This window comes from Massilia sp. 05N420, from assembly GCF_056397205.1.
Genome location: NZ_JBFTMX010000032.1, coordinates 59107 through 71055, shown reverse-complemented (window position 1 = coordinate 71055; position 11949 = coordinate 59107). Strand labels below are relative to the sequence as shown.

9 protein-coding genes and 1 pseudogene are annotated in these 11949 nt (G+C 69.6%); 7 read left to right on the top strand and 3 right to left on the bottom strand.

Features of this window, described 5'->3' with window-relative positions:
• The 7 genes and pseudogenes from AC1DIX_RS19615 to AC1DIX_RS19585 all read left to right on the top strand — a co-directional run.
• Positions 1-768, top strand: a pseudogene (locus AC1DIX_RS19615) (DNA polymerase III subunit gamma/tau); the annotation flags it as partial.
• A gap of 52 nt (positions 769-820) precedes the next feature.
• Positions 821-1147 (top strand): YbaB/EbfC family nucleoid-associated protein, encoded by a 327-nt coding sequence (locus AC1DIX_RS19610; RefSeq protein WP_442124706.1) that lies wholly within the window; start codon positions 821-823, stop codon positions 1145-1147.
• Positions 1147-1437 (top strand): YciI family protein, encoded by a 291-nt coding sequence (locus AC1DIX_RS19605; RefSeq protein WP_442124705.1) that lies wholly within the window; start codon positions 1147-1149, stop codon positions 1435-1437. The genes AC1DIX_RS19610 and AC1DIX_RS19605 overlap by 1 nt, the downstream gene beginning before the upstream one ends.
• A 25-nt stretch (positions 1438-1462) precedes the next feature.
• A complete protein-coding gene (recR, locus tag AC1DIX_RS19600) occupies positions 1463-2053 on the top strand; it encodes a recombination mediator RecR (protein WP_442124704.1) in 591 nt (196 codons plus the stop codon).
• A gap of 104 nt (positions 2054-2157) precedes the next feature.
• Positions 2158-3309 (top strand): glycosyltransferase, encoded by a 1152-nt coding sequence (locus tag AC1DIX_RS19595; RefSeq protein ID WP_477326654.1) that lies wholly within the window; start codon positions 2158-2160, stop codon positions 3307-3309.
• Positions 3296-4177: a DUF2334 domain-containing protein gene (locus AC1DIX_RS19590; RefSeq protein ID WP_477326652.1), complete on the top strand. Its 882-nt coding sequence runs from the start codon at positions 3296-3298 to the stop codon at positions 4175-4177. Before AC1DIX_RS19595 ends, AC1DIX_RS19590 begins: the two co-directional genes overlap by 14 nt.
• A gap of 330 nt (positions 4178-4507) precedes the next feature.
• Positions 4508-6916 carry a penicillin acylase family protein gene (locus AC1DIX_RS19585; protein ID WP_477326651.1) on the top strand — a complete coding sequence of 803 codons (2409 nt, stop codon included), beginning with the start codon at positions 4508-4510 and terminating at the stop codon, positions 6914-6916.
• A gap of 47 nt (positions 6917-6963) precedes the next feature.
• Here the strand turns inward: AC1DIX_RS19585 and AC1DIX_RS19580 are convergent, their stop codons facing one another.
• Genes AC1DIX_RS19580 through AC1DIX_RS19570 form a run of 3 tightly spaced genes read right to left on the bottom strand, consistent with a single transcriptional unit; the run spans position 6964 to position 11847 of the window.
• Positions 6964-9147: a putative bifunctional diguanylate cyclase/phosphodiesterase gene (locus tag AC1DIX_RS19580; protein WP_477326649.1), complete on the bottom strand. Its 2184-nt coding sequence runs from the start codon at positions 9145-9147 to the stop codon at positions 6964-6966.
• 1 nt (position 9148) lies between these two features.
• Positions 9149-9937 carry a response regulator gene (locus AC1DIX_RS19575; protein ID WP_477326647.1) on the bottom strand — a complete coding sequence of 263 codons (789 nt, stop codon included), beginning with the start codon at positions 9935-9937 and terminating at the stop codon, positions 9149-9151.
• The gene (locus tag AC1DIX_RS19570) at positions 9874-11847 is read right to left on the bottom strand and encodes an ATP-binding protein (protein ID WP_477326645.1); all 1974 of its coding nucleotides are present in this window, start codon (positions 11845-11847) and stop codon (positions 9874-9876) included. Before AC1DIX_RS19570 ends, AC1DIX_RS19575 begins: the two co-directional genes overlap by 64 nt.
• Positions 11848-11949: the final 102 nt, after the last annotated feature.

Here is an 11949-nt window from a genome sequence, read left to right as displayed (position 1 = left end):
CCCGCTCCCGTCCCGGCACCTGCGCCCGGACCGGCGCCGATGGCCAGCGCCGCGCCCGCGCCGGCCGCGCGTCCGTCCGCACCGGCCCCATGGGACCAGCCGGCCGCGCGCCCGCAGCCGCAAGCCGTCGCCCAGCCACAGCCGGCCATGCGCCAGGCCCAGCCTCAGCCGGCCGCCCAGGCGCCCGCACAGGCATCCCAGGGCTATGAACAGGCAGTGGCCGACGACGAGCCGCCGTCCTGGGTCACCGAATTTTCCGACGACACCGCGGTCGCCGCCGAGGCCCCGGCCGCGGTCAGCGCGCCGCCGGCCGCGCGGGTCCAGGCGCCGAGCGCGCCGCCGCATCCTTACGTGGTCACGCCGGTGCCGGAGATCGGCTGGGATGGCAACTGGCCGGCGCTGGCCGCCTCGCTGCCGCTGCGCGGCGTGGCCCAGCAGCTGGCCTTCCAGACCGAGCTGGTCAGCTGTGCCTCGGACGGCTCGTCGGCCAATTTCCGCCTGCGCGTGCCGGTCGATACCCTGCGCGCCAGCGGCAACAGCGAGAAGCTGTGCGCGGCCCTGCAGGAATGCTTCCCGGCGGTGCGCGTGAACATCGATACCGAGATCGGCCCGGTCTGGTACACCGCCAGCGTCGAAGCCAGGGTCCGCCGCGAGCAGTTGCAGCGCGAGGCCGAGGAAACCGTCGGCGCCGATCCCTTCATCCAGGCCCTCGAGCAGACTTTCGACGCCTTCGTGGTGCCGGGCTCGGTACGTCCGATCGGTACTTGACCGGGTCTTCACCACTTTTTCGTTTCACCCGACTTTTTTGGAGAACACCACCATGATGAAAAACCAGCTCGCAGGCATGATGAAGCAGGTCCAGGCCATGCAGGACAATATGAAGAAGGCGCAGGACCAGCTGGCTCTGGTCGAAGTCGAAGGCCAGTCGGGCGCCGGCATGGTCAAGGTGGTCATGACCTGCAAGAACGACGTCAAGCGCGTCACGATCGATCCTTCGCTGCTGGGCGACGACCGCGACATGCTGGAAGACCTGGTCGCGGCCGCCTTCAACGACGCGATCCGCAAGGCCGAAGCGACGACCCAGGAAAAGATGAGCGGCCTGACCGCCGGCCTGCCGATCCCGCCGGGCTTCAAGATGCCGTTCTGATGTTCATCGTCTCCCTGCACTATACGGCGCCGCTGGCGCGCATCGACGAACTCCTGGCGGCGCACTGCGCCTTCCTCGACAAGCAGTATGCGCGCGGCCTGTTCCTGATGTCGGGCCGCAAGGTGCCGCGCGACGGCGGCGTGATCGTGGCCCAGGCCGCCAGCCGCGCCGAGCTCGAGGACGTGCTGCGCGAGGATCCCTTCCAGCAGGCCGGGGTGGCGCACTACGAGATCACCGAATTCGTTCCCGTCATGACGGCGGAGCCGCTGGCCGCCTACCGCGCTGCCTGAGCGCGGGCACATCCGGATCACCATCATGTCCAAATCGCTCGACTTCCTGACCGAGGCCCTGCGCCGCCTGCCGGGCGTCGGGCCGAAGTCGGCGCAGCGCATGGCCTTCCACCTGCTGCAGCACGACCGCGAAGGCGCCGCCATGCTGTCGCGCGCCCTTTACCAGGCGGTCGAGGCGGTGCACCACTGCGCCATGTGCAATACCTTTTCCGAGCTCGAGGTCTGCGAACTGTGCGCCGACCCCGAGCGCGACCATGCGCTGCTGTGCGTGGTCGAGACCCCGGCCGACCAGCTGATGATCGAGCAGACCCTGACCTACAAGGGACTGTACTTCGTGCTGATGGGCCGGCTGTCGCCGCTGGACGGGATCGGCCCGCGCGACCTGCACCTGGAAAAGCTGGTCGGCCGCGCCACCGACGGCATCGTCAACGAAGTCGTGCTGGCCACCAATTTCACCAACGAGGGCGAGGCCACCGCCCATTACATCAGCGAAATGCTGAAAGCGCGTGGGCTGAAGGTCAGCCGCCTGGCGCGCGGGGTTCCCGTAGGAGGCGAACTCGAGTATGTGGACGCGGGCACGATTGCGCGCGCCATGCTCGACAGGCGAAGTGCATAATGAGCCTCCCACAAGGGACCGCCAGGGCCGATGCATGAGGCCGCCGGCGCCCTTGGGCTAGCGGGCCAAGGCCTCATTTGACCGGAGTTTGACCGGAATCGAGCATGCACCTCGTCGACATCACGATGTTTTACGCGGCCGAAGGAGGCGGCGTCAGCACCTACCTGAATGCCAAGGCGCGCTGGCTGGCGCGCCGCGGCCGCGTCCAGCACACCATCCTCAGTTCCAACGTCGAAACCTGCGACGATTCGCTGCCGCCGCTGGTGCGCATTCCCGCCGCCAACGTGCCGGGCTTCCACGGTTTCCGCATGCCGCTGTCGGTATCGCGCGCGGCGCGCCTGCTGGAAGCGGTCAAGCCCGACCTGGTCGAGGCGGGCGATGCCGGCCACTGCGCCTGGGCCGCGCTGCGCATGCGCAAACGCCATGACGTGCCCGCGGTCGCCTTCTACCACTCGGACCTGCCGCGCCTGGTGCGTCCGCGCCTGGGCCGCTGGATCGCGCACGGCACCTGCCGCTACCTCGCCAATCTCTACCGCCAGTTCGACCTGGTGCTGGCGCCCAGCCGGGTGATGGTCGAGCATCTGGAGTCCATCGGCGTGCACGGCGCCGTCCAGCAGCCGCTGGGCATCGATTCGCGCGTCTTCCAACCGCTGCGCGAGGACGAGGCCCAGCAAGAGACCCTGCGCGAACAGCTCGGCCTGGATCCCGACACCCGCCTGCTGGTCTACGCCGGCCGCTTCACGCCGGAAAAGAAGCTGCACGTGCTGATCGAGGCGGCACGCAAACTGGGCGGGCGCTACCACCTGGTACTGGTCGGCAGCGGTGACGAGTTGCCGCGCGCGAACAACCTCACCATCATTCCTTTCCAGCGCGACCAGCGCCAGCTCGCCCGCCTGCTGGCCAGCTGCGACGTGCTGGCCCATCCGGGCGACTGCGAGACCTTCGGCCTGATCGTGCTCGAAGCCATGGCCTGCGGCCTGCCGGTCGTCGGCACCAACCGTGGCGGCGTGGCCGAGCTGGTCGACCGGGAAACAGGCATCCTGGCCAAGCCGGACAGCGTCGCCAGCCTCGCCGAAGCGATCGAAGCCATCTACTGGCGCGACATGGTCCGCATGGGGCAGGCGGCGCGCCGCAAGGCGGTGGAGCGCTACGACTGGGACCAGATCCTGCCCCAGGTGCTGGGCCGCTACGACGTGCTGCTGGGCGGCTACCAGCCCGTCCAGCGCGAACCGGAGCGTATCTGTGTTACCGACTGAAGCGCCGGACAATACCAAACCGGGCATGCTGTGCGTGTCGATCCACGACGTCGCGCCCGCCACCTGGCCCGACTGCCTGCGCCTGGTGCAGGCGATCCGCGCGGTGGCCGACATCCCGCTGACCTGGCTGGTGGTGCCGCACTATCACTTCCGCCCCGAGCGCTCGCCCGCAATGGAGGCGGCCCTGGATGCGGCGCTGGCGCGCGGCGACGAGCTGGCGCTGCACGGCTACAGCCACCTCGACACCGAAGCCAGGCGCGGCGGCCTGCGCGCGCGTTTCCTGCGCAACGTGTACACGCGGCGCGAAGGCGAATTCGCCGCGCTCGACTACGACGAGGCGCGCCGCCGGCTCGAACTCGGCCTGGACTGGTTCCGCGAGCGCGGCTGGACCCCGGCCGGCTTCGTGCCGCCGGCCTGGCTGCTGGGCGAGGGCGCCTGGCATGCGCTGCGCGAATCGCCGTTCGCCTATACCACCACCTTCAGCCACTTCCACTGCCTGCGGAATGGCCCGGTCGTGAAATCGCCATCGATGGTGTACGCGGCGCGCAACCGCAGCGGCCGCTGGCTGTCGCCGCGGGTGGCCGACGCCACCGCCGCGCTGCTGGCGGACGGGCCGCTGGTGCGCTTCAGCCTGCATCCGCCGGACGCGCGCTATCCCGAGCTGGTGCGGCACACCCAGCGTGCGCTGGAACGCCTGCTGGCGCGGCGCAGCGCCGTCACCAAGGCCGAGTGCGCGAAGCGCCTGGCCGGCGAGCTGCCGCTTACCAGTACGGACCCCAATAGCCGCCTCCACGCCAGTGGCCGGGACCCCAGCCCGCGTAATAGCCCGGGGACGGTCCATAGCGCTGCAGATCGTCCTTCGTGCTGAGGTTCACGATGCAGTTGCGCCAGGGATCGGAATCGGGCGCATAGCCCAGCCGCGCGCAAGCGGGGCCGTAGACGGTGATCATGTTTGCGGCCTCGGCCTGTTTCTGCGCGGCCCGTTCCTGCGGCGTCGTGCAGCCTGAGGCGGCGATGGCGAGGCAAAGCACGCCAGCAACTGAAAATGATGACATAGGACCTCCATGTCGACGGCGCCATGCGCCTTGCATCAGAATAGCGCAGGCTGGCGGACAGCGCCAATGCACGTCGAATGCCTGCTTCACGCGCAGCGGTAGTGGTTTTCTGGCAAGATGCTCGTTTTGCGAGGGAGACGGGGATGGCACGACGGGCATGGCTGATCTGGACGCGGCGGCTTGGGCTGCTGCTCGTGGCGCTGCTGGCACTGGCCGTGCTCGGGGGCTGGCTGTTCCTGCGCGCCAGCCTCGCCCAGCTCGACGGCAAGCGCACCTCGCCGCTCCTGTCCGGCTCGGTAACAGTGGCGCGCGACGCCAACGGCGTGCCGACCATCAGCGGCGCCAACCGCCTCGACCTGGCCTATGCGACCGGTTTCGTGCACGCCCAGGAACGCTTCTTCCAGATGGACCTGCTGCGCCGCAGCGCCGCCGGCGAACTGGCCGAGCTGTTCGGACCGAAAGCCCTGCCGCTCGACCGTTCCCACCGCCTGCACCGCTTCCGCGCCCGCGCCGCCGAGGTGCTGGCGCGCCTGGGGCCGCAGGAGCGCGCCTTCCTCGAGCGCTACGCGGCCGGCGTCAACGACGGCGTGAACGCGCTCGGCGCACGGCCCTTCGAATATGCGCTGACCGGCGCCGCGCCGCGGCCGTGGACGGCGGCCGATTCCCTGCTGGTGGTGTGGGCCATGTACTTCGACCTGCAGGGCAATCAGGAAGCGCGCGAGCTGGCGCGCGGCTGGCTGGCCCGCAATCTCGACCCGGCCCAGCGCGCCTTCCTGCTGCCCGAGGCCAGCCAGTGGGATGCGCCGCTGGATGCGCCTGCGCTATCGCTGGCGCCGGCCGCGATTCCCGCCACCGCGCCGGCCTGGTGGGGCCGCAAGGAGGCGGTGCCGCCGCGCCAGCTGGCCGGCGTCGGCTTCGTCGATTCGGTCGGCAGCAATAACTACGCGCTGGCCGGCTCGCGCAGCAGCAGCGGCGCGGCGATCGTCTCCGACGACATGCACCTCGGCCTGCAGCTGCCGAACATCTGGTACCGGCTGGCGCTGCGCTTCCCCGATGCGCAGGGAGCACAGCGGCGCGTGGTCGGCGTCAGCCTGCCGGGCGCGCCGCCGCTGGTCATCGTCGGCAGCAACGGCCACGTGGCCTGGGCCTTCACCAACAGCTATGCCGACACGCTCGACCTGGTCCGCCTCGACACCGACGGCGACCATGCCGGCCAGGTGCGCCTGCCTGCCGGCTGGGAGACGCCGGCCGAGCACGTCGAAACCATCCTCGTCAAAGGCCAGGCGCCGGAACGCCTGAGCGTGCGCGAGACCAGCCTGGGCCCGATCCGAGAAGCCGGCGGCACGCTGTATGCCGTCCACTGGGTCGCGCATTCGCCGCAGGCGCTGAACCTGGAACACCTGAAGCTGGAATCGTCGACCACGCTGGACGAAGCCCTGGCCGCCGGCGCCGCCGACGGCATCCCGGCCCAGAACATCGTCGCCGGCGACGACCACGGCAACATCGGCTGGACCGTGGCCGGCGCGCTGCCGCGCCGGGACGAGGCGGGCCGCGGGCTGGCGGTGTCGTTCCCGTTGGCAGGAGAGGGCGCCGCGCCGACCTGGCGCGAGCTGCTGGCGCCGGCCGCGCATCCGCGCGTGGTGAATCCGCCCGGCGGCCAGCTGGTGACGGCCAACAGCCGCCAGCTGTCCGGCCCGGACGCCCAGCTGCTCGGCGACGGCGGTTTCGACCTCGGCGCCCGCGCGAGCCAGTTGCGCGACGGCGTGCGCCGGCTCGGCGACAAGACCGACGTCCCGGCCGTCTTCCGCGCCGCGCTCGACGACCGCGCCCTGTACGTGGCCGGCTGGCGCGACCGCCTGCTGAGGGCGCTCGACGACCGTGCCGTCGCCGGTCATGCCGGCCGTGCCGAGTTCCGCCGCCTGCTGAAGGACAGCTGGGACGGGCATGCCAGTACGGCGTCGGTCGGCTACCGCCTGGCGCAGCAGTTCCGCTGGTCGCTGTATGAGCTGGTGTTCGCCGGCGCCAACGCCGAAATGGAAAAGCTCGACCCGAAGGCCAGCATGGTGGTCGCCACCTCACGCTGGCCGGCGATGCTGGAGCGCCTGCTGGACGAGCGTCCGGCGGCCTGGCTGCCGCCGGGCTACGCCAGCTGGCAGGACCTGCAGCTGGCCGCCGTCGACCGCGCCATTCTCGAAGTGACGAAGGACGGCACGCCGCTGGCGCAGGCCACCTGGGGCCAGCGCAATACGGCCGCGATCGCGCATCCGATCAGCATGGCCCTGCCTTTCCTGAAGCGCTGGCTGGCCGTGCCGCCCGACCAGCTGCCGGGCGACGCCAACATGCCGCGCGTGGCGGGACCGAAGTTCGGCCAGTCGGAGCGGCTGACGGTGTCGCCGGGACGCGAGGAAGAGGGCCTGTACGACATGCCGGGCGGGCAGAGCGGGCATCCGCTGTCGCCCTGGTTCCTGCGCGGGCATGAGGATTGGGTGAAGGGGACGCCGACGCCGCTGTTGCCGGGGCCTGCTGTGCATACCCTGCTGTTTTCGAGGTAGGGTGGACACTCCGAGCCCACGCGTGGGCAGGGAGCGCCGACCCTACGCTATTTGGCGCCCACCGGCACCCAAAGCGACTGCAGCATCCCGGTAACGGTATCCGCCGGCGCCGGCCGCCCCAGGTAGAAGCCCTGCACCAGGTCGCAGCCGTATTCCTCCAGCAGCACCAGCTGCTCGCCGGTCTCGACGCCCTCGGCCACCACCACCATCTTGAGCCCGTGCGCCATCGCGATGATGGCGCGGGTGATGGCCGCGTTCTCGGAATCCTGGGGCAGGCCGCTGATGAAGCTGCGGTCGATCTTCAGCGCCCGCACGTCGAAGCGCTTCAGGTAGTTCATCGACGAATAGCCGGTGCCGAAGTCGTCGATCGACAGGTACACGCCGATGCCGCGCAGCTGCTCCAGGGTGGCCATGGTCGCCTTGGCGTCGTCCATCAGCGTGCCCTCGGTCAGTTCGAGTTCCAGCAGGCGCGGATCGAGGCCGGTGTCGTGCAGGGCCGACAGCACGATCTGGCTCAGGTTCTCGTCCTTGAACTGCTTGGCCGACAGGTTCACCGCCATGCGCACCGAACGCCGGGTCAGCTTCTGCCAGGCGCGCGCCTGGCTGCAGGCGGTGCGCAGCACCCATTCGCCGATCGGGACGATCAGGCCGGTCTCCTCGGCCAGCGGAATGAACTCGGTGGGCGAGACCACGCCGCGCTCGGCATGGCGCCAGCGCACCAGGGCCTCGACGCCGACGATCTCGGACGAGCGCACGTCCAGCTGCGGCTGGTAGAGCAGATACAGCTCGTCGTTCTGCAGCGCCTTGCGCAAGCCGACTTCCAGCTTCACGTGGCTCATGATCTGCATGGTCAGCGAGGACGAGTACAGCTTGGCGTTGTTCTTGCCGCAGTTCTTGGCGTGGTACATCGCGGTGTCGGCGTACTTCAGCAGCGAATTGCAGTCGTCGCCGTCCTCGGGGAAGAGCGAGATGCCGATCGAAGCGGTCACGAAGATCTCGTTGCCCTCGATGATGAAGGGGCGGCGCATCGCATCCTTCACGCGGTGGGCCACGTTCAGCGCGTGCTCGACGCGGTCGAGGTCCGGGATCAGGATCGTGAATTCGTCGCCGCCCAGGCGGGCCAGGTTGGTGCTCTGGCGCGGCTCGCCGTCGCGGGTGAGGGAATCGCCGCGCGACAGCAGGTCGCTCGGGCGGATGGTCTCGCGCAGGCGGTCCGAGACCTGCTGCAGCAGCTGGTCGCCGACATTGTGGCCGAGGGTGTCGTTGATGCGCTTGAAGGCGTCCAGGTCCATGAAGAGCACGGCGAACTTCTTGTTGCCGATCTTCGAGCGCTGCAGCTCGCGCTCCAGCATTTCCAGGAAAGCCTGGCGGTTCGGGATGCCGGTCAGGCTGTCGCAATAGGCCAGGCGGCGAATCTGCTCTTCGGCGCGCTTGCGTTCGCTGATGTCGCGCACTAGTCCCAGCACCTCGTTGGGCCCGGTGGCGACCAGGCGCGCCTCGAAGTGCTGGGCCTGGCCGAAGCGGATCAGTTCATACTCGACCGAGCGCACCTGCTGGATCCGCAGCGCGACCTCGACCTGTTCCAGCATGCGTTCGGCGATCTCGCGCGGCAGTACCTCGCTGATGTGCTTTCCCACGCATTCGTCGGCCGCGACGGCCTCGCTCTCGCCCGGCCGCTCGCGGCCCGGATTCTCCCGCCGGCTGCCCGTACGCCCCGGTTCATAGTCGAGGTAGATGCCGCCGCCGTTCATGCGGAAGAAGGTGTCCGGGATCGCCGCCAGCACCGCGCGGTTCTGGGCATCGGCGATGCGCAGGCGGACGATGGCGTCGCTGGCGCGCAGCACGTACAGCACCCGGTGGCCGAGGATGGGCCAGTYGATCGGCTTGGAGACGAAGTCGGTGGCGCCGGCCTCGTAGGCGTTGGTGACGGCTTCCAGGTCGTCGCCGCCGGTGACCATCACGATCGGCACGCTGGCGCCGTTTTCGAGGTCGCGGATCGCGCGGCAGGCGGCGAAGCCGTCCATGCGCGGCATCTCGACGTCCATCAGGATCAGGTCGGGCGAGCAGTCGCGCGCGACCTTCACGGCCTGGGCGCCGTCCTCGGCCTCGATGGCGTCGAGGTTGACGCCCTCCAGCATCTCGAGCATCAGGAGGCGCATCACCGGATCGTCGTCGGCGACCAGCACGACGCCGCGGCTGTTCGCGCGTGGTTTGGAGCAGGGGGCTGCCATGTCAGGTTTCCTTCTCAAGGATGGCGTTGAGCGAGTCGCGGACGGCCTGGAACTCCTGTTCCATGTTATTCAGGAGGGAATCCGCGCCTTCTGTGGTGTCGGCGCGGCCGAGATGTTCCATCTCCTTGCACAGGGCGGCGAGGGCTTCGGCGCCGACGTTCGCGCTGGCGGATTTGAGGGTGTGGGCGATGCGCCGCACGTTGCCGGTGTCCATGCCGTCGATCGCGCGGCGCAGGGTACTCAGCTGCTGCGGGGTGTCGTCGACGTAGGCGTTGATGACCTTCTGCACCAGGGCGTCGCCGCGCTCGCGCGACAGCATGCGGATCTTTTCCAGCGCCACGCGGTTGATGACGTCGCGCTGGATCACCTCGACCGAGGCGCGCGGCAGGCGCGGCGGCTCGTCGTCGTGGTGCACGGTGGCGGCCATCGGCAGCGCCATCCAGCGGCCGATCACGGCGGCCAGTTCCTGCTGGGCGAAGGGCTTGGACAGGTAATCGTCCATGCCGGCCGCCAGGCAGGCTTCGCGGTCGCCCTGCAGCGCGTTGGCGGTGATCGCGATGATGGGCAGCACTCGTCCGCGCCCGGCTTCGCGCTCCTCGCGGCGCATCGCGGCGGTGGCGGCAAAACCGTCCATCACCGGCATCTGGCAATCCATCAGCACGCAGTCGTACTTGCCCTCGCGGAGCATGTGCAGGGCCTCCTCGCCGTTGCGCGCGCAGTCGACGCTCAGCTCCAGGCTCTCGAGCATGGCGCGCGCCACTTCGACGTTGACCGGGTTGTCCTCGGCCACCAGCACGCGGCGGGCGCGCGGCCGCTGGCCACCCCGGCCTCGCGCCGCTGGACCGGATCGGCCGCCAGCTTTTCCGGAGACAGCAGGATCACGCGCGTGGCGCGGGTCATGGGATCAAGCTTGATGCCGGCCGCCAGCAGCAGGCCGCTGGCCTGTTCGAGTTCCATGTCGAGGATGGCGGCGTCGTAGGGCTGGCCGGCGCGCGCCGCGTCGTGCAGGCGCTCGAGCGCTTCGTCGGCGCTGTCGGCGCCGTCGCATTCGACGCGCCAGGCGGCCAGGTGGCGCTCCAGGCCCACGCGGCTGCTCTCGCTCTCGTCGACCACCAGCACGCGCAGACCGTCGATGGTGTGCTGGTGGTCGCCCGGCGCATCCGGATCGACGCGGCGCTTGTCGAAGGCCACCGTGAACCAGAACACCGAGCCTTGCGGGCGCGCGTGCTCGACCCCGATCGAGCCGCCCATCAGCTCGACCAGCTGCTTCGAGATCGCCAGCCCGAGCCCGGTGCCGCCGAACTTGCGGGTGGTCGAATCGTCGGCCTGGGAGAAGGCCTCGAACAGGCGCCCGCGGGCTTCGCGCGAGATGCCGATGCCGGTGTCGTGCACCTCGAAGCGCAGCATCACGGCCTGGTTGTCCTCGCTGGCGATGCGCACCCTGGCCAGGATCAGCCCTTCATTGGTGAACTTGATCGCATTGCCCAGCAGGTTGGCCATGATCTGGCGCAGGCGGTTCGGGTCGCCGCAGATCGCCACCGGGATGTCGTTGGCGATGTCGAAGTGCATGGCGATGCCCTTGCCCTCGGCCTGCGGCGTATAGACCGTGTGGATGTCGTCCAGCAAGTCCCACAGGTTGAAGTTGATGTACTCGACGGTGAGCTTGCCGGCCTCGATCTTCGAGAAGTCGAGGATGTCGTTGATGATCACCAGCAGGTGCTCGCCCGACTGCTTGACCAGCTGGGTGTAGTTGCGCTGGGTCTCGGTCAGCTCGGTGCCGAGCAGCATTTCGGCCATCCCCAGCACGCCGTTCATCGGGGTGCGGATCTCGTGGCTCATGGTGGCCAGGAAGGCACTCTTCGCGCGGCTGGCCGCCTCGGCCGCGTTCTTGGCCTTTTCCAGCTGCTCGGTGCGCACCGAGACCTGGCGCTCGAGCTCGTCGCGGTGGTGGGTCAGGGCCTGGCCGCGGCCCTCCACCTGGGCCAGCATATTGTTGAAGCTGTCGATCAGCGTGCCCAGTTCGTCGTTGCGCTGGTGGGCGATGCGCAGCGTGTAGTTCTGGCTGGCGGCGACCTTCTGCGCCGTGTTGATCAGCTTGGCGATCGGGTCGGCGATGCTGCGCCGGATCCGCCGCGCCAGCACCCAGGCCACCAGCATGGCGCTGGCCAGCGCCGCCGCCATCACGCCCATCCCGCGCGCCATGCCCAGCCATACCGGCAGCTGGTCGGCCTCGACCATGACGGCGCCGGCCGCCTCGCCGCCGGGGCCCGCGGGTACCTGGCGGTAGACGCGCATGCTCGGCAGCCAGGGGCGGCTGGCGGCGCGCGTAGCTTCCTCCAGCGCGTCGCGGCCGAGCTCGGGCAGGCTGTCGGGCTGGGCGCCGCGGCTGCCGTCCGCACGCCAGGAGGCGAAGGGACGGCCGTTGCCGTCGTACAGCACGGCGGCCTCGAGGGCAGGCCTTTCCTGGGCCGCGGACAGGATCTGGGCCGCCAGCTTGCGGTCGTTGAACTGCAGGGCATCCTGGCTGCTGCGCGCCAGCACCTGGGCCAGGGCGCTCAGTTCCGCGGCTTCGTTGCGGCGATGCTCGGTCACCGTGGTCGTCGCGAAGGCGGCGTAGGCGACCAGCAATGCACAGCCGGCCGACAGCAGGCACATGGTCGTCAGTTTCTGGCTCAGGCTGGAACGCTCGAATGTCGGCATAGTCGGGCCTAGTCTTCAGGGAAAGAGCTTTCCCGCAAGAAGGGACTATAGGGGAGCGGGTGTGCGCCGCCTTTGTCGCGTATCAAGACCGCGGGGCAGGGC